At 43.3% G+C, this 24,964-nt stretch carries 20 protein-coding genes; 15 read left to right on the top strand and 5 right to left on the bottom strand.

Going from position 1 to position 24,964, the window contains the following annotated elements; translation table 11 throughout:
• Nucleotides 1-73: 73 nt before the first annotated feature.
• Nucleotides 74-2,188, top strand: coding sequence for a polyribonucleotide nucleotidyltransferase (gene pnp / locus OPS28_RS10045; protein ID WP_265609317.1), 2,115 nt, complete (start codon nucleotides 74-76; stop codon nucleotides 2,186-2,188).
• Between the two features lie 339 nt (nucleotides 2,189-2,527).
• Here pnp and cdd read toward each other — a convergent pair whose 3' ends face one another.
• A complete protein-coding gene (gene cdd / locus OPS28_RS10050) occupies nucleotides 2,528-2,920 on the bottom strand; it encodes a cytidine deaminase (protein ID WP_265609318.1) in 393 nt (130 codons plus the stop codon).
• 116 nt (nucleotides 2,921-3,036) lie between these two features.
• Between cdd and nlpI the strand changes: the two genes are divergently transcribed.
• Together nlpI and OPS28_RS10060 are read left to right on the top strand one after the other, a co-directional pair.
• Nucleotides 3,037-3,927: a lipoprotein NlpI gene (nlpI, locus tag OPS28_RS10055; protein WP_265609319.1), complete on the top strand. Its 891-nt coding sequence runs from the start codon at nucleotides 3,037-3,039 to the stop codon at nucleotides 3,925-3,927.
• A gap of 11 nt (nucleotides 3,928-3,938) precedes the next feature.
• Nucleotides 3,939-5,402, top strand: a complete 1,464-nt coding sequence (locus OPS28_RS10060) for a sel1 repeat family protein (RefSeq protein ID WP_265609320.1) — start codon at nucleotides 3,939-3,941, stop codon at nucleotides 5,400-5,402.
• Here the strand turns inward: OPS28_RS10060 and cysZ are convergent.
• Complete coding sequence (gene cysZ, locus OPS28_RS10065; protein WP_265609321.1) at nucleotides 5,377-6,144, bottom strand: sulfate transporter CysZ; 768 nt, start codon at nucleotides 6,142-6,144, stop codon at nucleotides 5,377-5,379. The genes OPS28_RS10060 and cysZ overlap by 26 nt on opposite strands.
• 498 nt (nucleotides 6,145-6,642) lie before the next feature.
• Between cysZ and smc the strand changes: the two genes are divergently transcribed.
• Genes smc through ligA form a run of 3 tightly spaced genes read left to right on the top strand, consistent with a single transcriptional unit; the run spans nucleotide 6,643 to nucleotide 13,521 of the window.
• Complete coding sequence (smc, locus tag OPS28_RS10070; protein WP_265609322.1) at nucleotides 6,643-10,110, top strand: chromosome segregation protein SMC; 3,468 nt, start codon at nucleotides 6,643-6,645, stop codon at nucleotides 10,108-10,110.
• Nucleotides 10,111-10,129: 19 nt separating this feature from the next.
• Nucleotides 10,130-11,434: a cell division protein ZipA gene (gene zipA / locus OPS28_RS10075; protein WP_265609323.1), complete on the top strand. Its 1,305-nt coding sequence runs from the start codon at nucleotides 10,130-10,132 to the stop codon at nucleotides 11,432-11,434.
• Nucleotides 11,435-11,481: 47 nt separating this feature from the next.
• Nucleotides 11,482-13,521, top strand: coding sequence for an NAD-dependent DNA ligase LigA (gene ligA, locus OPS28_RS10080; RefSeq protein ID WP_265609324.1), 2,040 nt, complete (start codon nucleotides 11,482-11,484; stop codon nucleotides 13,519-13,521).
• Here the strand turns inward: ligA and OPS28_RS10085 are convergent.
• Nucleotides 13,518-14,048, bottom strand: coding sequence for a DUF2062 domain-containing protein (locus OPS28_RS10085; protein WP_265609325.1), 531 nt, complete (start codon nucleotides 14,046-14,048; stop codon nucleotides 13,518-13,520). The two genes, ligA and OPS28_RS10085, sit on opposite strands and share 4 nt — an antisense overlap.
• Before the next feature lie 40 nt (nucleotides 14,049-14,088).
• On the opposite strand from OPS28_RS10085, the gene OPS28_RS10090 reads away from it, so the two are divergent.
• From OPS28_RS10090 to OPS28_RS17075, 7 genes are all read left to right on the top strand, one after another.
• Nucleotides 14,089-16,467 (top strand): DNA internalization-related competence protein ComEC/Rec2, encoded by a 2,379-nt coding sequence (locus tag OPS28_RS10090; protein WP_265609326.1) that lies wholly within the window; start codon nucleotides 14,089-14,091, stop codon nucleotides 16,465-16,467.
• Between the two features lie 85 nt (nucleotides 16,468-16,552).
• Nucleotides 16,553-18,298 (top strand): lipid A export permease/ATP-binding protein MsbA, encoded by a 1,746-nt coding sequence (gene msbA / locus OPS28_RS10095; RefSeq protein ID WP_265609327.1) that lies wholly within the window; start codon nucleotides 16,553-16,555, stop codon nucleotides 18,296-18,298.
• On the top strand, nucleotides 18,298-19,308 hold the full coding sequence (gene lpxK, locus OPS28_RS10100) for a tetraacyldisaccharide 4'-kinase (protein WP_265609328.1): 1,011 nt from the start codon (nucleotides 18,298-18,300) through the stop codon (nucleotides 19,306-19,308). Before msbA ends, lpxK begins: the two co-directional genes overlap by 1 nt.
• Before the next feature lie 9 nt (nucleotides 19,309-19,317).
• A complete protein-coding gene (locus OPS28_RS10105) occupies nucleotides 19,318-19,512 on the top strand; it encodes a Trm112 family protein (RefSeq protein ID WP_265609329.1) in 195 nt (64 codons plus the stop codon).
• A 10-nt stretch (nucleotides 19,513-19,522) separates the two neighbouring features.
• On the top strand, nucleotides 19,523-20,278 hold the full coding sequence (gene kdsB / locus OPS28_RS10110) for a 3-deoxy-manno-octulosonate cytidylyltransferase (RefSeq protein WP_265609330.1): 756 nt from the start codon (nucleotides 19,523-19,525) through the stop codon (nucleotides 20,276-20,278).
• Between the two features lie 17 nt (nucleotides 20,279-20,295).
• The gene (locus OPS28_RS10115; protein WP_265609331.1) at nucleotides 20,296-20,955 is read left to right on the top strand and encodes an SDR family oxidoreductase; all 660 of its coding nucleotides are present in this window, start codon (nucleotides 20,296-20,298) and stop codon (nucleotides 20,953-20,955) included.
• The gene (locus OPS28_RS17075; protein WP_265609332.1) at nucleotides 20,949-21,941 is read left to right on the top strand and encodes a Kelch repeat-containing protein; all 993 of its coding nucleotides are present in this window, start codon (nucleotides 20,949-20,951) and stop codon (nucleotides 21,939-21,941) included. The genes OPS28_RS10115 and OPS28_RS17075 overlap by 7 nt, the downstream gene beginning before the upstream one ends.
• 61 nt (nucleotides 21,942-22,002) lie before the next feature.
• Here OPS28_RS17075 and rimO read toward each other — a convergent pair whose 3' ends face one another.
• The gene (gene rimO, locus OPS28_RS10125) at nucleotides 22,003-23,436 is read right to left on the bottom strand and encodes a 30S ribosomal protein S12 methylthiotransferase RimO (protein WP_265609333.1); all 1,434 of its coding nucleotides are present in this window, start codon (nucleotides 23,434-23,436) and stop codon (nucleotides 22,003-22,005) included.
• A gap of 181 nt (nucleotides 23,437-23,617) precedes the next feature.
• Between rimO and OPS28_RS10130 the strand changes: the two genes are divergently transcribed.
• Both OPS28_RS10130 and OPS28_RS10135 read left to right on the top strand, forming a co-directional pair.
• On the top strand, nucleotides 23,618-24,046 hold the full coding sequence (locus OPS28_RS10130; RefSeq protein ID WP_265609334.1) for a GNAT family N-acetyltransferase: 429 nt from the start codon (nucleotides 23,618-23,620) through the stop codon (nucleotides 24,044-24,046).
• Nucleotides 24,043-24,534 (top strand): DUF2919 family protein, encoded by a 492-nt coding sequence (locus OPS28_RS10135; protein WP_265609335.1) that lies wholly within the window; start codon nucleotides 24,043-24,045, stop codon nucleotides 24,532-24,534. The genes OPS28_RS10130 and OPS28_RS10135 overlap by 4 nt, the downstream gene beginning before the upstream one ends.
• A 1-nt stretch (nucleotide 24,535) precedes the next feature.
• Here the strand turns inward: OPS28_RS10135 and OPS28_RS10140 are convergent, their stop codons facing one another.
• Nucleotides 24,536-24,949, bottom strand: coding sequence for a hypothetical protein (locus OPS28_RS10140; protein ID WP_442863991.1), 414 nt, complete (start codon nucleotides 24,947-24,949; stop codon nucleotides 24,536-24,538).
• Nucleotides 24,950-24,964 lie beyond the last annotated feature (15 nt).

Here is a 24,964-nt window from a genome sequence, read left to right on the forward strand (position 1 = left end):
TTCTTTTCACGGCTATACTATCGGCCGCGTTGAAAAGCGAAACAAAAATAGAATTGAATAGAAAGGACAAATAGTGACTCCTATTACTAAAACATTTCAGTATGGACAGCATACTGTAACGCTTGAAACGGGGGTTATTGCCCGTCAAGCAACCGCTGCCGTTATGGCAAGCATGGATGACACAGCTGTGTTAGTAACAGTTGTGGGGAAAAAAGAAGCCAAAGCGGATCAAGACTTTTTTCCATTAACCGTAAATTATCAGGAAAAAACCTACGCTGCGGGTAAAATCCCCGGTGGTTTTTTCAAACGAGAAGGTCGTCCATCAGAAGGCGAAACGTTAACTGCGCGTTTGATCGACCGCCCAATCCGTCCATTATTCCCGGAAGGTTTCAAAAACGAGGTTCAAGTTGTAGTTACCGTGGTTTCTGCAAACCCTGATATCCCCACCGATATCATCTCAATGATTGGTACTTCAGCTGCGCTAGCGATTTCTGGTATCCCTTTCAATGGACCTATTGGCGCCGCACGTGTGGGCTATACCGATGGTGAATACGTGCTCAACACTCGTACAACCGAGCAAGAAACGAGTGAGTTGGACTTGGTTGTAGCGGGTACGCAAAACGCCGTGTTGATGGTTGAATCAGAAGCATCTGTGTTGTCAGAAGATGTAATGCTTGGCGCCGTTATGTTCGGTCACGAACAATTACAAACGGTTGTTGATGCGGTGTCTGATTTTGCGGGCATGGTTGGCACGGAAAAGTGGGACTGGCAGCCTAAAGAAGAAAATACTCAGCTTAAGCTTTTAGTTAAAGAGCTAGCAGAGCAAGGTATGACCGAAGCATACCAAATATCTGACAAAATGCAGCGTAAAGACGCAGTTAACGCTGTAACGGAAAAAGCGTTAGCTGAAATCATCGAGCGTGATTCAGAACAAGACGAAAAAGAAGCATTAGATATGCTTCATGCGTTGGAAAGTGATGTTGTACGTTCACGCATCCTAGATGGGCAACCGCGTATTGATGGACGGGAACCTGCGATGGTACGTGCGCTCGATGTTTCTACTGGTATTCTTCCACGCGCCCATGGTTCAGCCGTTTTTACTCGTGGTGAAACACAGGCACTGGTCGTGGCTACGCTAGGTACAGAGCGTGATGCCCAAATGATCGACGAACTCCAAGGTAAACGTGATAGTCGTTTCATGCTGCATTACAATTTCCCTCCATACTGTGTGGGTGAAACGGGCATGATTGGGTCGCCGAAGCGTCGTGAAATCGGTCATGGACGTTTGGCTAAACGTGGTATTCAGGCGGTGATGCCTGATGAGGCTGATTTCCCATACGTTGTGCGTGTTGTATCGGAAATTACCGAGTCAAACGGTTCGTCGTCTATGGCCTCTGTTTGTGGAACGTCGTTAGCATTAATGGACGCCGGTGTACCTATCAAAGCCTCTGTAGCAGGTATCGCGATGGGTCTGGTCAAGAGCGATGAAAACTTTGTCGTACTTTCGGACATCCTTGGTGATGAAGATCACTTAGGCGACATGGACTTTAAAGTCGCAGGTACTACTGACGGTATTACTGCCCTGCAAATGGATATCAAAATTGAAGGTATCACCAAAGAAATTATGCAGGTTGCGTTAAAACAAGCCAAAGAAGCGCGTTTGCATATACTTAAAGTTATGGATGAAGCGATTGGCGGACACCGAGACGAATTAAGTGAATTTGCCCCGCGTATCTACACTATCAAGATTGATCAGGATAAGATCCGTGATGTAATCGGTAAAGGTGGTGCAATGATTCGCCAAATTACTGAAGAGTCAGAGACTAACATCGAGATTGAAGATGACGGTACCATTAAGATATTTGCTACTGAGCGTGCAAAATCTGAAAAAGCCATTAGTATGATTGAAGCGGTTACCGCAGAAATTGAAGTAGGCAAGACGTATCACGGTAAAGTTACACGTATTGTTGATTTCGGTGCATTTGTTGAAGTATTGCCTGGTAAAGAAGGCTTAGTTCATATTTCACAAATTGCGCATGAGCGTGTTAACAAAGTCTCAGAGTACTTATCTGAAGGCCAGATGGTAGATGTGAAAGTAATGGAAATCGATCGTCAGAATCGCGTTCGACTAAGCATCAAAGAGCTGTTGGAAAAACCAGCGGCTCCAGAACAGCCTAAAGAAGACTAGTTCGGCTTATAAGTTTAAAAGGGGAGCGAATATCGCTCCCTTTTTTTATCGAAGAGGTTGGGGGAGTGGAATTTATTCCTCTTCCATAGACAAGAGAGCTGAGCAGCGACAGGCGAATTCACTCAATTAAGCTAAATAGGTAAGGTGCACCCTAATGCGTGGCTCTCACAAACCATAGGAAGACGCCGTAATAACTGCACCGAATATGTCTGGTGAGGTGGGTTGTTTATATTGCTGACTCTCCAATTATAATCGACTTAGTCCACTATAATCTTCACAAAGCTAGTGGGTTACACATTTAATAAATTCCTCTGCTGAATGAGCATTCATTGTCACGGCTTAGTTTTCATCCATTTGAAACGCAAAGGGCAGTAGCGTTTCGAGCGATACAACCTTTTCGTCACCCGATTGGCTAAACATTACAACTTCTGTATTGCTATCGGCAAACTCTGCAATTTTTTGTCTGCATCCTCCACATGGGAAACAAAGTTCATCAGTTGGACTGACAATAACTATTTTCTTGATGCTGGTACAAGCGCTGTTCACCATGGTGCCAATTGCCGTAGCTTCAGCGCATTGCCCTAAAGGGAAAGATACGTTTTCTACGTTGCAGCCAGAATAAACGTTGCCGTTGCTGCCTAAAATAGCAACGCCAACTTTAAAGTTTGAGTAAGGTGCATGTGCATTCTTTTGTGCAGCTAGTGCGTGGGTTTTAAGGGTGTGATTATCCATATTACCTTATTAATAGCGTGTTATACTTTACATTTACTATCAAATACGCGATTGTGACGTCTTTGTGCTGCGAATAAAGTGCAGCGATTCATTTGATTTCGAGATTTCTTTTTAACATGCGCCATTGTATAAGTCTCATTTTATTTTCATGTTGTTCTTTAATTTTAAACGGTTGTGCTCAAACTAACAGCACTGGGCCTAAAGCCGAAATGGGCAATTTATTGCTTGCTGAGCCCGCACCAATTAACCCTCGTTCACAGATGGCTATTGCTCGCTATAATCAAATACTTGCAAGTAATGCGATTACCGATGAAGACAAAGCGGAGTTATTTTACCAAAGAGGCATGTTATACGATAGTGTTGGGCTCGGCGGATTAGCGCAGTTTGATTATTCGCAGGCGCTTGTGCTAAAGCCCGACATGGCAGAAGCTTACAACTCCATTGGCATTCACTACATTCAGCAGATGGATTTTATCCAAGCATACGAAGCTTTTGATTCCACTTTAGATATTAATCCGGACTATGATTTTGCATTTCTCAATCGTGGAATTGCACTTTATTACGGAGGTCGGTCTGATTTAGCAGTAGATGATCTTAATCGTTTCTTGCAAATAGATGAGACAGATCCTTTCCGCGCGTTGTGGACTTACTTTGCGGCTACAGAAGTTGATGCGGAAGAAGGGATAATTAAGCTTAAGACCATGCGACAAAAATTAGATTCGCTTCATTGGGCAACCAAGCTAGTTGATTTGTTTTTAGGCGAGCTTTCTGAACAACAAGTTCTTGCCGCGTTGATAGATGGCATCTCAAGTCAAAAAGAACTTACCGATAGGCTGTGTGAAGCATACTTTTATCTAGGGAAGTTTCACAGTCAAAAGGGGAATCGCGGTATCGCGGCGAACTACTTTAAACTCGCTCTTAGCACCAATGTATTTGATTATGTTGAGCATCGTTATGCAAGACTCGAACTAGTTCGGCTTCGAAATCCAGAATATATTGCGGAATAATCTAACTTTTTATGCGCGGTTTTTTTCTGGCTTTGGCCCTATGTTTACTGCTGGCTAGTGATAGCGGTCGTCAGCCTTCTCAACTATTCTACAATGCTAACTTTGCTTTGCATTCTGGCAGCCTTCTATGGCTGGCGTCTAAAGTGGGGCACTCAGATGCTCAAGCATCTTTAATCGACTTCTCGGTTCAAAATGAAGAACCGTATTGGCTTAAGAAATTAGTTGCACTTGGTCATCCAGAAGCGGCATGGTCATTACATAGATTACTTGCGAACGATGAAAGCGATCAGACATTGGTTCGATTGGCTGCAAGAGGCAATGTCCCGGAAGCTCAGTTGGCTTTTGCAATGGCCACTGACGATGCTTTAGTAAGAGAAAAATGGCTTAAAAAAGCTGCTTCCAATAACTATTTACCCGCTCAAGCAGCTCTGGCTGATTGGTATTTGCTTCATGGAAAAGTTAATCTTGCACGTCCATTATTAGAAAAAACTCAACATGCTTTTACCCAAAGTGCCTTTTATTTGGGGCGGATATTAATTGATGAAGGCAAGCAAAATGTGGGGATACAGGCGCTACAACGCGCGTTTGAGAATGGGCATCCAGATGCAAAAAACTGGTTGACGTTAATTAAGCACTATCCTCAGCGCGAAATTGATGCTCTAGGGATAGGACAGTGGCCAGCAACTAAGCAATGTAAGCAACGAATACAGGTATTTGCCACTTCATTAGCAACTACTGAAAGGGCCAATGCAATTTATAACCAATTCGTTGAAGATTCACGTTTCAGCACATTACCTATCTGTTTGCAAAAACCTATTAGAATTAAAGCTGATAAATTGAATTGTACAGACAACTGGCGCGGTAGTGGCCGGTTGGGGTGCGATGTACGTCCTTTGTCTCTGGCCGTGAAAACGCTTGATATAACCCATGCGGTGATAATACATCAAACTGGAAAAGCCAATGTTGATAATGGACTGATGTATTTAGATTTGACCGATAGTTATGACGTATTTATTCATGAATTAGCGCATTTCGCGGGATTTATTGACGAGTACCCAATAACTAGAAATATGGCCAATCGCTACTGTAACCGCCAGGAAGCGCCAAACCTTATTTTTGATGGTGAATTGACGTATTCGCCTTTGGCAACCCTCAAACGATGGCAGGAGCGCCCCGAATTTGACGGTATATGGCCTGCAAAAACGTGTCAATACACTGATGTTCAAGCTTATAAACCTACAGGTGACATTACTTTTCTTGAACATCATGATAGTGGAAAAATCCCCACTATTTATTTAACGTTATGGAAACAGCAGCTGGAAGATCCTACTACTTCACGGCCCATATATATGAATTTGTTTCAATCATTTCATCGTAATGGGCAGCAAACTCAGGCAGATATATGGTTGCGAAAATATGAACAATACAAGCGAACCCCAACCTATGAAGCTATCGATCAGGCATCTGTTGATTAAGATGTTTTTCTAAATCGGGACGTAATTTTTCCACCCACATTGCGGTCGCACCACATATTGCTACAGGCATAACGATAAAGTTTACAATTGGGATCAGAGAAAACACGTTTACCATCATTCCAAAAGACATCGCGGCTCCTTTGTGCTGACCGAGATGAGTGCGCATGGAGGAAAACTTAATTTTATGATTATCATAGGCGTAATCACAGTATTGTATTGCCATCATCCAGGCATTGAATAAAAACCATATAGCCTGGCCAATCACTGGTACAAATAAAAAAATTAAAAAGAAGCCTATCGCTCTTGGTATGTACCACATCAGTTTAGATAGCTCGCGTCCCAAAACACGTGGGAGATCTTTTATCAGACTTAAAATGCCTTCGTCACCTAAGGATTGTCCTGTTAAATGGCGTTCAACTTTTTCTGCGAGAATTCCATTGAACGGAGCCGCTATCCAATTGGCTAAGGTTCCAAATATCAATGCAAATATAAGTAGTACACTGATAACAGCTATAGGCCAAAGAATATATACGAGTACTTCTTTTATCCAGCCTAACCAATCTGGGATACTTGCTAATAACCAAGCGATCCCTTCACCAATTTGACCAAACAAAAAATAAAATGCAGTTGAAAACAACAGCAGGTTGACCGTGAAAGGTATAAAAACAAATCGTTTTAATCCTTTAGTCTTAATAAGAGTAAAACCCATAGTGAAATAACTGAAACCACTTTTTGTCGGCATATTGATTCTCCTGTTAAACACTAAAGTGTATTAACATTTTCTGTTCAATTTTGCAGCCATCTGTCGTGCTTATGTGTAAGGCAGGAACTGCAAAAATATGTCATATTAATTTACTTAATTCGTTTTAGACGTACAAAATTAGACGGCAAACCCTTTACTTAGTTGTCAGCGTGTTGGTTTTCTGCAGAGTACAACCATACCTACTTTGTTTGACTTTCAAATAGCGTTCTAAGCTACTTGCGCCATATTTGGTCCGCGAAGGTCAAATAGTATGCGAATTACGAACAGATGCAGCGAACCTGCTCTAATTGTACAGGTTTTGCTTCGAACGAAAAAATCGGAATTGTTACAGGCTATGAGTTTTGATAGAGTCGCGAGATAATAATTATTACATCCAGCGCATGAAATTGTGATGTTCAATCAGCACGGGTTTACCGGCACTTCAGAAAGCTTCGCTACCCATATAGGTTTACTTCGCGTTAAGGTCGTGAGGTCTCTGTGCGTCTGAAAAAAATAAAGTTAGCCGGATTTAAATCTTTCGTCGACCCCACTTCTATCCCGTTCCCAGGCGATATGACGGCGATTGTAGGCCCTAACGGTTGTGGAAAATCTAATGTTATCGACGCTGTACGCTGGGTATTAGGTGAAAGCTCAGCAAAAAATTTGCGTGGTGATGCCATGACAGATGTAATTTTCAACGGTTCTTCTGCGCGCAAGCCCGTTGGACAGTGCAGTGTAGAGTTAGTATTTGACAACAGTAGTGGTCGCATTGAGGGCGAATTTGCCAGATACAACGAGTTATCGATTAAACGGCTGGTTACACGCGACGCATCATCAACCTATTTTTTAAATGGTACAAAATGTCGCCGTAGAGATGTAACAGATCTATTTCTGGGTACCGGATTGGGACCGCGCAGCTATGCCATCATCGAACAGGGCATGATTTCGCGGCTAATTGAGTCCAAACCGCAAGAATTACGTGTTTTTATCGAGGAAGCGGCGGGGGTTTCGCGGTATAAAGAAAGACGACGGGAAACGGAAAATCGTATTAGGCATACGGTAGAAAACCTGGAACGCTTAGAAGATGTACGTGGGGAACTGGCCCAACAGATAGAAAAGCTCCAGCGCCAAGCCGCAGCAGCAAACCGCTATAAAACTTTAAAAGTGAGCGAGAGGCGGTTAAAAGCAGAACTCAGTGCAATTCGTTGGCTAAAGCATTCCGAAAAAATTGACGAGTTAAGTCAACAAAAGTTAACACAGGAAACCGAGCTCGATGCGCTATTGGCTCGCCAGCGTGGCGATGAAGCGGGAATTATCCAGTACCAGCAAAAAGCTGATGACTTAACACAACGATTAGATGATTTACAGCAGAAAAGATTTATTACGGGTAATGCGATAACTCGAATTGAACAGAGTAATCTTCACAGTCAACAAAGGACCGCACAGATTGCTACGGAATTAGAGGATTTAGTCCACCAAATTGAAGAGATAAATAGCTCTATCAATCAAGCGCAGCAGGCAAAAGCTGCATCGTTTAAAACGTTGCAACAACTGGAACCTGAAAATGAAGTGTTGTCGATGGCGATTGAACAGGCGCAAGAGAACAAAGCATCAAAAGAAGCCGAGTTAAGAGAGTTTTACCAACATACCCGAAACCACGAAGCACAGTACCATCAACTTAAGAATCGGGTACAAACGTGCCATAGCCAATTGCAATCTCTGATGAAAATGCAATTACGTACGACGCAACGTATTGCTGAGCTGAATGAAGAGTTAGAAGAGTTAGGTGGGGACGACCTGCAATCTGAATTGACAGAAATGGAATCAAAATGTGCTCAGGAAGAGGCTAAAGTTGAAAAACAAAAAGAACAGTTAAACCAAAAACGTCTGCTGAAAGAAGAAGCTGAAATTGCTTTGGCTGAACAGCGAGAGGTGCTCGCCTCTACCACTAAACAGTTACATTCTGTTCAGGCCAGTATCTCCACTATTGAGACGATGCAAAATGAGCGAGCTTTAGCACAAGGGAAAAGTGAACACTTGACGCCAATCTGGCAACAAATTGAGGTAGAAACAGGATTCGAAAAATGTTTTGAAGTGGTGTTGGAAGGACTGGATCAACCTTTGGTAAATGCACATTTGATCTCCAATACTATCGCCCACACAATTACCGAACACCCTCTTGGGCAACGTGTTTATGCGTCGGATACGATTACTGACAATATTAATGCAAACAGTTTAGCTGCAAAAATCACCAGCGGACCAATCTATAGGTTCTTCAACGATATTATTATTGTGGCATCGGTGGAGCAAATTGAAGAAACGCTACAACAATTAGCACCACATCAAACGGTTATAACAAAAAATGGTGAGTGGGTATCACACTATTGGGGTATCAATCAGCACCGTTTACAGGGGGAGGGTGCGTTTGATCAAACTAAGCGCTTACATGCCCTCACAGAAAGGTTGTTGAAGCTGGAAGAAAAGGTTAATTCATCCCAGGAATTGCTCACAGAGCGGCAGCACCTCCTTTCAAAACGTGAAAAAGAGCTTTCTGAATGTGCGCATCTTGTTAGTGAACAGGTAGCCGTGTTGCAGAACTTACAGAGTGAGATAAAGTTCGTTCGTATGCAGATCGAAAATAGTGTGCAACGACAACAAAAGTTAAAAGACGAATTAGCTCGACAACACGAGCGTCTGGAAGAGGAAAAGCTGCAACAGGAAGAGGTGGCAATAAAATTAGAAGCGACGTCTTTAAAACAGGCTGAACTAGATGAGCAAAACCAGTCAAACGATGAACGGCGAGAGTTGTTAGAAGCTGCGATAACAGATGCGAATCAAGGTCTGGAAAGGTTGATTAATAAACGCCATCAAATTGAATTATCAATCCAGCAACAAAAAAGTCAGTACGAGCTATACTCTGAGCAGGTTACGCGTAACGAGCTGCAACGCCAGCGATTCATCGAACGTCGACAGTCATTAGAAGAAGAGCAACATACACTCTCTGCACCTTTAGCGACTCAACAGGAGCAACTTCAGGAGTTATTGACAACGCGTGAGAGCATTGAATCGTCTATCAGCGGTTACCAAATTGACCTAAACGAATTGCATAAATTACTGCAAGAAGCGAAGCAAGACCAGCACGGAATAACGACCAAAATAAGTCAACGGCAAGCTGCACTGGAAAGTATCAGGCTTGAAATTGAAGGATACCGTGTTCGTGCCGCTGCAGTAATCGAACAACTGCAGGAGACGGGGCAAAACCTTAAGACAGTGCTTGAACAACTCGACGAACAGGCTGAAGAGTCACACTGGCAAAATGAACTAGAAAAAACACAAGCAGCAATTGCTCGATTAGGTGCAGTGAACCTTGCAGCTGTCGATGAATATGAAACTCAGTCTGACCGTAAAGCACATTTAGATACTCAGTTTGATGATCTTAATAATGCGCTGGAAACGCTGCGAAGCGCAATTAGAAAAATTGATAAAGAAACTCGGCAGCGTTTTGCCGAAACCTTTGAGCAGGTAAATAGCGATCTGAAAATGTTATTTCCAAAAGTATTTGGAGGGGGGGCTGCTTATCTTGCATTAACGGATGATGACTACCTGGAAACCGGTGTAACGATTATGGCGCGACCACCTGGCAAGAAAAATAGTACAATTCATCTGTTAAGCGGTGGAGAAAAAGCGCTAACCGCTTTATCATTGGTATTCGCTATATTCCGATTGAATCCAGCCCCATTTTGTTTGTTGGATGAAGTCGATGCGCCGCTTGATGATGCTAATGTAGGCAGATTTTGTAATCTAGTCTCAGAGATGTCACAAACGGTTCAGTTTATTTACATTACCCATAATAAGATAGCGATGGAAATGGCTACGCATCTCACCGGCGTTACCATGGCGGAACCTGGCGTTTCGCGGATGGTGGCGGTTGACGTAGATGAAGCGATGTCATTCGCTGAAACATAACAAAGGGCAATCAAAGTCAATGCAAGATGAATTACGCCTGTCTTTATTAATCGCCGGAACACTTTTTATTATTGCGATATTTGCGCATGGTATGTGGAAGATCCGTAAACAAAGTAAGCCAGAAGAGAAAAAATCTCGTTTAGAACCGCGTTCGTGGGAAATAGATGATAATGACGAACACGATGAAGACGAGAGTTCCTGGCGTGAAGAAGATATGGGACGCAAGAGTGAAACACTACGAGACGCCCATAATATAGAAAATTTTGATGAATTAGGTTTAGGCAAAGTTCGAGTCGTTAGAAATCAGGCAGAAGAGACGCAAATTACGCCTGTAGAAGGCAAAGAGGGAGAGGTACATGTGCATACCGAAGCTGAAGTTGTCGACGAAGAGCCTGCTATAACACCAGATGCAGAAGCCGAACCTAAGCTTTATGGTTCGGTGGTCACCAATCCAAAACCGCATATGCAAAACCAGCGCAATAGCTTAGACAGCGATAAGGAAGATATTCCAGAGCCTCCTGGTTTTTTACTTAAAAGAGACGCGGAAAAAGTACCTGTGACACCGTCTGAAAAGTTTGAACCGCAAAAGAGTGAGCGGGAGGCAGAAGTAGATGACTTTTGTCTTGATCCACAGCCTGCACCCCAGCATTTACAGGAGTCGGCAGAAAGCGAGACTGCAGAAGGTGAGAGTCTCGGAGAGCAAGCGCGCCGTTTCATGTCTCGCAAGCGCAGCAAAGCCTCCGCGAAAAAGGGGCGTCAGGAGCCAAAATTTGGTGATGATCAGATGCGTATTGATTTTGACGATCCCCTAACTGACGAGGTTGCTACCTCAGGCGCAGAAGAAAAACATCATCAAGAAAGCAAATTAGAAAACAATGAAAAGCCGACTTTACCAGAACAGGAAGTATTGGTTCTGAACGTTAAAGCTGCTGAAGACGCGCCTATTTCTGGTGCGGCGCTGTTACCTATGTTGCTAACCCTCGGTTTTAAATTTGGTGAACAAGATATTTTTCATCGCCACGTAAACTCTAATGGTAAAGGCCCAGTATTATTTTCGCTGGCAAATATGTTTAAACCAGGTGTGTTTGATATCGATAACCTTGAAACCTTCACTACACAAGGCGTATCTTTGTTTATGATTTTACCTATAGAGGGCGATGCTCATCAGGTTTTTAATATGATGCATAATGCCGCCCGCAAAATTGCAGATGAGTTTGGTGCTCAGGTGCTAGATGGTCGCCGGAGTATAATGACAAAGCAAGGTCTGCAGCAATACATTGAACGTATCCGGGATTTTGAACGCTTGCGTATGATAAATCGCTAAGTATACAAATCTTATTTCAGTAAACACTTTTATTAATCGGTAACTAAATGAGTGATTCCTCATCTTCTGAATCAAGAATCTTACAGCTTCGTAAGGCGATAAATGAGTACAATTATCAGTACTATGTACTTGATGATCCCAGCGTGCCTGATGCGCAATATGACCGTCTATTTAATGAGCTTCTCGATCTTGAACGAGCACATCCTGAGTTAGTCACCGCCGACTCTCCGTCGCAAAAAGTAGGCGCAGCGCCTCTTACTGCTTTTAGCCAGGTAGAGCATGAAGTGCCGATGCTTTCATTGGATAACGCGTTTGATGAAGAATCGATCTTCGCATTTGAAAAACGTTTGCATGATCGATTAAAAGATAATACCCAACTTACTTTCAGCTGTGAGCCAAAATTAGATGGCTTAGCCGTGAGTGTTCTGTATGAAGAGGGGAAATTAGTTAGAGCAGCTACACGGGGTGACGGTAGAGTAGGGGAAAATATTACTGAGAATGTGCGAACCATAGCTAATGTACCGCTTTCACTTCGTGGAAATGCCTGGCCCAAACGTATCGAAGTGCGAGGCGAAGTTTTCATGCCACGTGCGGGTTTTTCTCGGTTGAACGACATACAAAAACGACAAGACGCTAAAGTATTTGCAAACCCTCGTAACGCTGCTGCGGGTAGTTTGCGCCAGCTAGATTCGCGTATTACTGCCAAACGACCACTTCAATTTTATGCATACTCGTTGGGCGTGGTTCAACCTAACTCGTTTACATTGCCCACATTACATACCGAACGCCTACAGTTGTTAGCAGACTGGGGTGTCCCCTTATGCCCCGAGATAGATTCTGCGATTGGGGCTCGTGGCTGTCTGGATTACTATCAACGTATTTTAAAAGCACGCGATACATTACCTTACGATATCGATGGTGTGGTATTTAAAGTTGATAAGATTCAACTTCAGGAAAAATTAGGGTTTGTATCCCGTGCGCCACGTTGGGCGATTGCGCAAAAATTTCCTGCCCAGGAAGAAGTCACTACGCTTGTTGGGGTAGAGTTTCAAGTTGGACGTACGGGCGCAATTACACCAGTTGCCCGCTTGGAACCCGTTTTTGTCGGGGGGGTGACGGTCTCAAATGCAACTTTACACAATGAAGATGAAATCGAAAGGCTAGGTGTTCGCATAGGCGATAAGGTGGTCATTCGCCGCGCTGGTGATGTTATTCCACAGGTGGTTTCTGTGGTTACAGCAGAACGACCTAAGGACACACATTCAATACAGTTTCCATCGACTTGCCCTGTATGTGGGTCAGCGGTTGAAAAACTTCCTGAGGAGGCGGTCGCTAGGTGTTCAGGAGGGCTATATTGCGGAGCGCAGCGAAAGCAATCTTTAAAGCACTTTGCCTCGCGCAAGGCCCTAGATATTGATGGTTTGGGAGACAAGCTAGTAGAACAACTCGTAGATGCTGAACTAGTTAAACACCCTGCCGATTTTTTCAAATTAAGCATGGAAAAGCTGATTGGACTGGAACGAATGGCGGAAAAATCAGCGGCAAATCTTCTTGCCTCGTTACATGCTGCTAAAACGACTACTCTACCTCGCTTCCTTTATGCGTTAGGTATTCGTGAGGTGGGGGAAACTACAGCGCAAAACTTAGCCTTACATTTCGGTAGCCTTGATGCAATTCGTCAGGCAAAACAGGATGAGCTTATCAACGTTCAAGATATCGGTTCTGTGGTAGCCCAGCACGTTGTTCATTTCTTCGCTGAAGACCATAATAATGACATTATTGACCAATTGATCGCTTTAGGGGTTAACTGGCCCGATGTTGAATCTGTGCAGTTAGAAAATGCACCCTTAGAGGGACAGACCTGGGTGTTAACGGGTACATTGTCCACAATGGGAAGAAACGAAGCTAAAGCGCACCTTCAGACATTAGGGGCGAAGGTATCCGGTTCTATTTCAGCCAATACAACTGTATTGGTTGCTGGAGACAAAGCGGGCTCAAAATTAACGAAAGCTCAGTCGTTAGGAGTGGAAGTATGGGAGGAAGAAAAGTTAACGAACTTACTTCGTGAACATCAACTCATTAATTAAGCATTTTCTCGCGCAAGTCTTCTTTGCTTGCGCGCCTCCCATGATTTTTGGACTGAAAAACGCCACAACCAATTGAGTCCAAAATAGCCCAACACACCAAAAAACGTTCCACAAATTAAACTGCCGACTAGCAGTGCCGGACCTATTGTACCAAGGCTCTGCATCAACCATTCAAGGCTGAATTGGATATCGAACTTTTGTTCCCGGGCCCCGAGTACAGTAGTACCTACCTTGTAAGCTCCGTAAAATATTGGCGGCATAGTAAAGGGGTTGGTAATCCAAACTGTAGCCACCGAGAGTGGAAGATTTGCCCTTATCGGTATCGCGGTAGCGGCAGATAGCCACATTTGGAAGGGAACAGGCCAAAAAGCAAAGAACAATCCTAGACCAAACGCGCGTGACGCTGAACGCCTGTTTAAGTGCCATAAATTAGGTTCGTGAAGGATGCTCCCAAACATCATTAAAGCTCGCTGGTTTTTGATGGTTTGGTGATCAGGTAAAAACCGTTGGATAAATTTTCTTGGCATAGCGACTTCTTAACCACGCATCAGGGAGAAAAGTAAAGGAATGCAAAAAGTCACACTTTGGCTAGTAGGGTTTTGTGCGAGCACAATGTCGGCCACTTGGTGGCCGGTGCTTCCATCGTTATCTGTTTGTTTGCTATTCGTTGCCATCAGCAGTGCTTCTTTAATTACCCTTTTTCGTTCCGTATATGCTTGTTTACCATCAAACTGGCTAAAAAGATTTCAATTTAATAATAGCCTGGCGGTCATGTTGCTGATCACCCTCAATGGAGTTGCTATCGGAACATTCTGGATGGCGAGTGTAGGGCATTGGTATACCAGTTGGCAACAAACGGTATACAAATTTAAAAATGATGTCGCTTTGGTGGGCAAGGTGCTAAGTATTTCTTCCAATGAAAACTATAGCAAACTGATATTGAAGGTTAATCAATTTGACGGTAAAGCCACCTTTATTGCACCAAAGGTTATTTTGTATTGGTATGATCCAAATCTACGTTTTCATCGGCACGAAGAGGTCAAATTAGTAGCAAAGCTCAAACCAGCGTATGGCCTTGCAAATCCCGGCAGTTTGCCCAAGCAACGTTGGCTGTTAAGCCAGTCAATCGTGGCGACAGGAAATATAAGTAAGCGTGCAAATGTACACTTACTATCGCCGGCTACTTCGCTGCACGCCAAAGTGAATGAATTTATTGATGGCAGTCACCTACGCAATGAAAGGTGGTTAAAAGCATTACTAATCGGTAATCGGGATAATTTATCTAAGGAAGATTGGGAAAGACTCCAACTAACAGGTACCGCTCATCTCTTTAGTATTTCAGGCTTACATATTGGAATACTATTCGCGTGGTGCTACGGCGCGCTCGCGCTATTAATTACACTTTTACAAAAGTGTGCTATCAATCGTTCACCTCAATTAAATTCGACCACATATTTGCTCTGGCCCCTTATTATGCTAACGGGCGGATACGCCATTTTCGCCACTGCGGCGTTACCAGTAGTGCGCGCATGGTTGCTAATATCACTGTATTTATTACTTCAAAATTCACGCGTTTATTGGAGTGGGATGGAAAAAGCATTAATCATGATTTCCAGTTGCATCATAATTTTCCCGCTATCGCTTTTTAGTGCATCCTTTTACCTGAGCGTTGGTGCTGTCGTCATTATCTGGTTTTTGCTATGGCGCTTTAACACGGATTTAGCAACTTACTTTAAAAAGTTAAAACAACTTGTTCTTTTGCAATTTTTCTTATGTTGGTTAATGCTGCCGCTAAGCGTTCTCTGGTTTGGTCAGATAAGCTGGGTAGCGCCTATTGCGAACTTAATGTTGGTACCGCTATTTACGTTAGCACTGCCTTTTTTGCTAATCGCGCTGATAGTAGATTATAGCTTCCCAGACGGATTGCTTGGGTTGCTATCCTTGGCAGATCAGTTAATGGAGTGGGTGATCTCGGTTATTATTCTCGTCGCAACCTATGCTCCTACCAGTACTCTCTCTTCTTTTCCCGTGTCTACAGCTACTTTTCTATTAATCGGCGCGCTATTGAGTTTGTTGCCGCCATTTCCTCATAAACGAATAATGATAGTGATAAGTTGCATTCCGTCAGTCGCGTTTTTCATTCCCCCATCTCCCCATAGCTGGAAACTACATGTTTTCGATGTCGGGCAAGGTACAGCTATGGGAATATCCAAAGGAGACAGGTCGATATTATTTGATACCGGGGCGGCATTCGAGGGACGCTTTAATATGATGCAACAGGTTATTATCCCCGCTTTAAAAGCGCTACAAATTAACCATGTAGATATGCTTTTCATCAGTCACAATGATAATGACCATGCTGGCGGCAAAGCCGCGTTTATTGACTATTTTAGTCAAAATAGCGCAGTGTCACCGCAAATTTTTTCTCCTGATTCTGGTTGTTTTGCAGGCAAGGAGTGGAGGTGGCAGAATCTCACAATAAATGCTATATGGCCTACTTACGTAGGTGAATCGGGTAACAATTTTTCCTGTGTACTCAGCATATCCGATCTTAAATTTACAATACTGATGCCAGGTGATATTGAACGAACTGCGGAATACGATCTGCTGTATCTCCAAAAAAATGTAAAGGCAGATATACTTATCTCTCCACATCACGGCAGCTCGACTTCGTCAACCAACATATTTGTAAAGAGAGTGGCGCCGAAATTGGTCGTTCATACTACCGGCTTTATGAACCGCTGGAACTTTCCTGCAAAAGAAGTTGTTGCGCGTTATAGTCACATAGGGGCAAAACAACTGACTAGCAGTGATCAGGGATACCTACAGATAAACATGAATAAAAAGGAAATAGAGGTGAGAAGTTTCAGACAATTTTTTGAGAATCGGTGGTATTTACAGCAGATAAATATGGTTAAACCTTTTCCTGTGCCGCTAGTGTATTGAATTACACCCAATTTAGCACCATAACCTATGGATTTGATACTTAACACGCTACAATAGCCGCAATGATAGATACAAGTGAGATTTCATGCAGCCAGTAGATCCTGACGCATACCAGTTAAAACGATTTTTAAACTATTTGCGTGCTTACAAATTGCCTTTTTTTGTTGCCATAATAGGCATGGTTGGTTACTCCGCGGTAGACACTTTTGTCATTAGCCAAACAAAAACGTTAATCGATGAATCTTTCGGTCAAAATGATCACGAATTTTTGCGTTTAGCTGCGTATGCAATCGTTCCTTTATTTGTTATACGTGGTGTGTGTAACTTTATGGGCACTTACACCTTGCGGTGGATTGGCGCTAAAGTGGTAATGCGCATGCGCCAACAGCTATTTGAAAAATATATCCATTTACCCGTATCTTTTCATGATCAGCATTCCACTGGCGCGCTAATCAGTAAAGTTACGTATGACACAGAACAAGTGGCAAATGCTGCAGGAAACGCATTGCTGACACTTGTTCGCGAAGGTGCTTTGGTAATTGGTTTATTGTTCGTAATGTTTTATTACTCGTGGCAACTTTCCCTAATTTTTCTTCTGATTGGTCCGATTGTAGCAGTCATCGTAGCATACGTAAGTAAACGATTCCGTACGGTAAGCCGCAGCATACAAACCGCAATGGGCAACCTAACCTCAGCTGTAGAACAGGCTGTTAAAGGCCATAAAGTAGTATTAATGTTTGGCGGTCAACAAATCGAACAGAGCAGGTTTGAAGAAAAAAACAATATAAATCGTCAGCAAAATATGAAGTTGGCGGTCACCCAAATACTAAGCGTGTCATCTATTCAGGTGATAGCATCCATTGCTTTAGCTGTGGTGCTTTTTATTGCAAGTACGCCCGAAATGGTAGAGCGATTAACCGCCGGCGTCTTTACCAATGTCGTTCTCTGTATGGTGATGCTGCTCAAACCTTTAAAGCAACTTACTACTGTGAACAATGAGTTTCAAAAGGGGATGGCAGCTTGTTCTAGTATTTTTGCAATTCTTGACGAGCGAGATGAAATAGACAAAGGATCGAAAATTGTTTCTAGAGTTGAAGGTAAGATTAGGTTTGATGACGTGTCATTCGCCTATCCTGGAAAAACAACCAAAGCATTGAAACATGTTAGCTTTACCATTGAACCAGGGCAGACGGTCGCGCTCGTTGGTCGTTCGGGAAGCGGAAAATCGACAATTTCTTCGTTACTTACTCGTTTTTATAATCCTCAAGAAGGTGAAATTACGCTAGATGGTAAAGCAATCACTGACTTTGATTTGAAGAATTTACGAGAACAATTTGCGTTGGTGTCGCAACATGTCGTTCTGTTTAACGATACGATTGCTAATAATATCGCATATGGTACAACCGATAACGTAAGTCGCGAGGAAATAGCTCGAGCAGCGAAGATAGCGCACGTGGACGAATTTTTAGCTCAACTTCCCAACGGGTTAGATACGATCGTGGGTGAAAATGGTTTGATGTTATCGGGCGGACAGCGCCAGCGAATAGCGATAGCGAGAGCCGTACTAACTAATGCGCCAATTCTGATTCTAGACGAAGCGACTTCAGCTTTAGACACTGAATCTGAACGGTTAATCCAAGATGCGCTAGAAAAGTTGCAACAAAACTGTACCAGTTTAGTAGTGGCACATCGGTTATCGACCATTGAAAAGGCTGATCTGATTATGGTGGTAGAGCAGGGCGAAATCATCGAAAGTGGTAAACACGATGAGCTATTGGCTAATGGCGGCCATTATGCGCAATTGCATGCGCTCCAGTTTGGTGAAAAATAGTGAGTAAACTTACTCAGGCTTGGTATGAAGGGGCATGGTGGAGTTGGATTTTGTTTCCGTTCGCTGTGATTTTTTGGCTATTATCATCCTTACGCAGAAAGTGTTATCAAATCGGTATTTTACCCTCCTCAAAACCTGATGCATTTATCATTGTGGTTGGCAATATTTCTGTGGGTGGCAATGGCAAAACGCCTGTAGTCGTAGAACTGACAAAATGGTTTCAGCAACGGCAAATAGAGGTAGGGGTATTAAGCCGCGGATACGGTGGTTCAGCTTCTAGTTTCCCGCATAAAGTGAGTAATAATGATTCAGCTATGCTGGTAGGCGATGAACCCAAACTGATCGCTAACCGAACGGGCGTGCCTGTGATAATTGATCCAAAGCGCACACGTGGTGCAGCTTATTTAAGAGAAACATACAATTGTAAAGTAATTATTTGTGATGATGGTTTACAGCATTATGCGTTAAAAAGAGACATGGAGTTGGTGGTTATGGATAATCGCGGGGTAGGAAATGGGAAGTTGCTGCCCATGGGCCCTTTGCGAGAAGGAGCTTGGCGATTAAATACCGTTGATGCCATTATCCATAATAGTCAGCTAGAAGATAAAAATACCCCCCCGGCGTCCGTGTCTGCCCCACAGTATAGAATGCACTTACAGGGTGATAACTGTATAAATGTCTCAGACCCTGATAAGGTTATTAATCTCAAAAATTTTCGACAGCAGTTCGGTGCCTTCACCGCTATGGCAGGCATAGGCTCGCCCAAACGTTTTTTTAACTATTTGATTCAGCATGGTCTGTCTCCCCAAAAAACACTCAGTTTCTCCGACCATCATCAATTTCAAAAAGCTGATATTCCGCCGGGAGTGGTTTTGATGACAGAAAAAGATGCGGTAAAAATTGAGACGTTTGGACATGAACAGTGCTGGTATCTACCTATAGAAGCACAACTACCTGACGCTTTTTACCGTTTGATAGAAAAGACGTTCAGCCAATCACATTATAAGTAGAGGTACACCATGGCATTTGATAAAAAACTACTGGATGTTATTGCGTGTCCAGTATGCAAGGGAAAGTTAATTTTGTTACACGATGGACACTCACTGGTTTGTCGTTTTGATCGATTACAGTATGCCATACAAGACGGTATTCCTGTATTAATTGACGACAAAGCAAAGCAGCTTTCATTAGACGAATTAGAAGCAATTAAATAACGGTTATTACATGAACTTTACAGTCATCATTCCAGCACGTTTTGGCTCCACTCGTTTCCCCGGAAAACCGCTAGCCGAAATAAATGGAAAGCCCATGTTAATGCATGTGGTCGACAGAGCTCGAGAATCTGGAGCGACGCGAATAATTGTCGCTACTGATGATGAACGCATACAACACGTGGTTGATAACGAATGTGAAGTCTGTATGACTTGTTCGTCACATACCTCTGGCACAGAAAGACTGGCTGAAGTGATAAAGAAGCTTTGCATTGAGGATACTGAAATTATCATCAATGTACAGGGTGATGAGCCATTTGTACCCGCAGTGAATATTCGCCAAGTTGCAGATAATTTGGTCGCACACAATCCATCCATTGCTACTTTGGCTTGTCCAATTGTCGAGCCTGACGAGGTAGTCAATCCTAACTGTGTAAAAGTGGTGTTGGCTGAAAATAGCAATGCGCTCTATTTTTCTCGCGCTATTGTTCCCTATATACGCGGAACCAACTATGCTGATAAAGGGGCCATCGATACTGCTCCATACTTACGCCATATAGGGTTATACGGCTATACCGCAGGCTATATAAAACAATATGTCGGTTATCAGCCTAGTCATTTGGAGCAGATTGAGTCACTGGAGCAACTCCGCGCGCTTTGGTATAACGATGTGGTGCATGTCGATATAGCGAAGGAAGCTCCGCCAGTCGGGATTGACACCCCCGAAGATCTAAAAAGGTTATTACAGGAATTGCAGGCAAACGCTTAAATAGGAAGTAAGATAGCATGAACATAGTTATTACTGGCGCAAACAGAGGAATAGGCCTGGCTTTAGTTAAATACTATAAAGCGCAAGGTCATACAGTATATGGCATCTGCAGAAATAGTAGTGATGAATTGAGACAATGCGGTTGTAACGTGATTGCAGGTGTAGACCTGTCTCGGCCCGAGCTTCTAAATGAGAAATTGGCTCCTTTAAAAGAGTTAAGCATCGATATTTTAATCAATAACGCGGGTGTGCTAGGAAGAGAATCATTGAATGACTGGGATCCTAATACTATTGATTATCAGTTTCGAATTAATGCATTAGGACCACTACTGGTCACCCAAGTTTTACGCAATAGCCTCAATGAAGGCGGTAAAGTGTGTCTGATAAGTAGCCGTATGGGTTCAATGGGTGACAACGGCTCGGGCGGCTACTATGGTTATCGCATGTCAAAAGCGGCATTAAACGCTATGGGTGTGTCATTAGCGCACGATTTACGAGCGCAAAATATCGCGGTGGGTATCTTGCACCCGGGGTTTGTTCAAACCGAAATGGTCAACGGCAATGGTGACATTAGCGCTGATACAGCAGCGGAAAGGCTCGCTGCTCGAATTGAAGAGTTAAACCTGGAAAATAGCGGTCAATTTAAACATTCCAATGGCGATAGTCTACCGTGGTAAAGCGCTTATTAGCTGGCGCCGTACTTATATTTGCAGGCATAGCTCAAGCTGAAGAAAATTATCGTTGGGAAAGCTCGCCCTCTATGCCTGTACCACTTCAGGAAATATATCCCGCCTTATGGAAAGACAGTATTGTTGTTGCGGGCGGACTTGCAGAAGGAAGTGATGGACGCCTGGCTGTGTCGGCCAAGGTCATTCAATTAGAACGTAATGCAAAAGAATGGAAAGAACTTCCAGAATTACCTGACCCTCGCCATCATGTGATGTTAGTGGCAAAAGATGAGTCCTTATGGGCTTTTGGCGGTTTTGTTGTAACTGAAAATGGACAATGGTCGAATACCGATTCCGTATTAGTATTGGACGCTCAGTCGCAACGATGGAGCCAACATAATCCGCTACCGCTAAAATTGTCGGAATCTGTAGCAGCCATTCTCAATGGTAATATTCACCTAGCTTCAGGCCGCACCCTTAAAGGAGAAAAAAATGGTCAGTGGGCACACCATGTGGATACAGATTGGCACGGTGTTTTTGATCAAAAAAGCGGTGTATGGAAACAACTCCCTCCCGTGCCTACAGCTCGCAATAGTGCGTGTTCGGTCGTTATTGACAATAACTGGCATGTTATAGGCGGCAGAACAGTTGCAGAAGGCAACGTGGATGTTCACGAGGTATACAACGATAAAACTAAGCAGTGGAATAAACTGTCACCGATGCCTGAAGCGCGTGCTGGCATTGCATGCTTATCAGATGGGAAGTTTATCTATGTATTTGGGGGCGAATATTTTAGCAATGGTGGCGGACTTTACCCTGATGTTCTTCGTTACGAAGTGAAACGCGATAGGTGGAAAGTTATCAGTAGTATGCCACAGGCTACGCATGGTCTAGGTGCAGTTTTATGGGGCGAAGATATCTTGGTTATCGGGGGAGCTGCACAGCCAGGCGCAAAAAAAACAAAAGCAGCAGTATTAAAATTTACAGTCAAATGAAAGTAAGTTTTTTACTACCATACGGCGCCTGAACGCGCCGTAATTAGAAACATTAGTTTACTTACTCTGAAGTCTCGTCTTCATCGTATTCTTCAGACAGTACTGCCCATAAGTCATGTTCGTCAGCATGGATTATTTCTGCCCACACTCTCTCACCTGGGGTGAGGTGGTACACACCGTTTAGGTGAACGGTGCCATCTACTTCAGGCGCATCTGCATACGTTCGACCCACAGCACCTTCGCTATCCACGCTATCGATTACAATTTGATATTCGTTACCAATACGTTGTTGCAGACGAGCTTTACTGATTTCGCTTTGAACTTCCATAAAGCGTGCTAATCGCTGCTGCTTCACATTTTCAGATACCGGATCGGGTAGATCATTTGCTTTAGCACCTTCCACGGGAGAATAGGCAAAACAACCTACTCTATCTAGCTGTGCCTGTTTAATGAAGTCTAATAACTCTTCGAATTCTTCTTCAGTTTCCCCTGGAAAACCTACGATAAATGTCGAACGAATAATAAGTTGAGGACATATTTCTCGCCAGCGCTTGATGCGCTCAATCGTACGATCGAAACTACCGGGACGTTTCATTAGCTTTAGAATTCGCTTACTAGCATGTTGAAAAGGAATATCCAGGTAGGGTAGCAGCTTGCCTTCATTCATTAATGGAATAAGGTCGTCCACATGGGGGTAGGGATAAACATAATGAAGACGTATCCACATATCCAGCTCACCGAGCTTTTCACTTAGCTGTTGAATGTGCGCTTTCACAGGCATACCATCCCAAAAACCTGTACGGTGTTTTAAATCAACACCGTAGGCGCTGGTATCTTGGGAAATCACGAGCAGTTCGTTTACTCCAGCAGCCTTTAAACGTTTGGCTTCATCAAGAATACTCCCCACAGGCCGACTAACCAAATCTCCCCGCATAGATGGAATAATGCAGAACGTACAGCGGTGATTGCAGCCTTCAGAAATCTTTAAATAAGCGTAATGTCGTGGGGTCAACTTAATCCCATGATCAGGGATAAGGTCAGAAAAGGGATTATAATCTGGTTTAGGTAAATGCGTGTGCACCTGATTTACCACTTCTTCATAAGCATGGGGACCCGTTACGGCTAACACATTTGGATGAACTTCGCGGATCTCATCATCTTTTATGCCCAAACAACCCGTTACAATGACACGTCCATTTTCCGTTAATGCCTCGCCGATTGTATCCAGCGACTCTTGCACTGCCGAATCAATGAAGCCACAGGTATTTACAATAACCAAGTCGGCGTCGTTATAGGTAGGTACGACATCATAACCTTCTGTGCGTAACTGAGTCAGAATACGTTCTGAATCTACCAGATTTTTGGGGCAGCCTAGACTAACAAAACCAATCCGTGTTCCTTGCGCTTCGATATTTCTGGTGCGATTTGCCTCCAGCACTTTAACTGGCGTTTCAAGTGTAGTGGTTTGGTTTGGAGTAAAGGTTTTGACCGTCATTGTGCCTCGCTGACAACTTGGAATAAGCGTGTGGTTGTAAAAATCGGCGGATTATACACGAGAGTGACATTAATTACAGCTCTTAAATGTTCAAAAAATCTACAGTATGGAGTTTTGTTATTATCGGTTTAAGTGGATACAATTGTGCGTTCACATTAAGTATAGGTGTAAGATACTGTTAATGATTACGATTGACCGAATTGAGACACAAAAAGCGTTAAAGCAAGCTGCTTCTGTTATGCTTGAATTGCGGCCTCAGTTTACTGCTGACGCTATGATAAAGCAGATAACACGCCAACAGGCTAATGGGTATGTATTATTTGGAGCGTTTAAAGGCGATGATTGTGTTGGTGTTGCGGGTGGGGTTATCGGTGAAAAGCTGGCCTGGGGAAAACATCTTTATATCGATGACCTGGTTACGCGCGAAGACGTCCGTTCGGAAGGAGTAGGGGAGGGTTTGCTAACTTACTGTATCGAATACGCTAAAACCAATGCTTTAAAAAGTTTACATCTGGATTCCGGGGTCCAGCGTTTTGGTGCTCACCGGTTTTACTTACGTCATGAGATGCACATAAATAGTCACCATTTTGCATTGGAATTGTTGGAGTGAACGGCAGATTATTGCTACCGCTCCATTGTTACGATGAGGCCGGAGTCGTTAAGCCCCCTAAGTGGCTTTATTGGTTATTGTTATTAGCGTGTGCTGATTGGATAGTATTGATATTCGCGCTTGCGTTACGCGAGCACACAACGTTGCTGCTTGCCCTGTTTTATCCCAACCGTCAGCTTCTAATTATCCAACTTATAGTAACCATTCCTTTTATATTAACCTTGTTGTTGTTGGGAAACCGAGCGCGGTTATGGAAGAAAGGTTTGGTTAAATGGTCCAAGGTAATTTTACCGTTAATGCTGGCTGGCATCGCATTATCTTTAATATCGACGGTGTGGCAACTCAATCACCGTGATTGGGAGTTTGCATTATTGCAAGCTTTTCGGCTTACTTTGAACCTCTTGTTAGTTATTTTGTTATTGCGAAGTTTACATATAGGACTGATGCTCAGTGACTGGCAATACATCAGTCCAGACTCGGTTAAATAAATTATTGTGCGTGATTAGCGAGGGCTTTATCGAAATATGCCTTAACACTAATATTACTATTATTGACTAGCCGCTCATAACAAATACCAGAAAAAGCATAGGAGTTCTCGTTCACGTCGAGCACCACGAATGGCGCATCTGGATTGCTCTGGTCGTAGCGCCAGGTCCCTCCAATCATTTTTTTAAATACTTCCCCAATGTACGCACCATAGATATTGCAGATGGTAAATACTGCATTGTCCTCCAGTGCTTTATCGTGATATTTGTCGACGAAGGACAGTAACACATCATCAACGTTAGCCACGCTATCCTGAGTGAGGTCGAGCTTCACATTGAACTCTTCTTCCGCCGTTTGTACAGCGTCACTGGCGCATTCTTTCATCAACTGATCAAGTTCGTGTTGTTGCACGCGTATCTCCTAATACCACAA

It is taken from the genome of Alteromonas sp. ASW11-130 (genome assembly GCF_026183735.1).
In the GTDB taxonomy this organism is placed as follows: domain Bacteria; phylum Pseudomonadota; class Gammaproteobacteria; order Enterobacterales; family Alteromonadaceae; genus Alteromonas.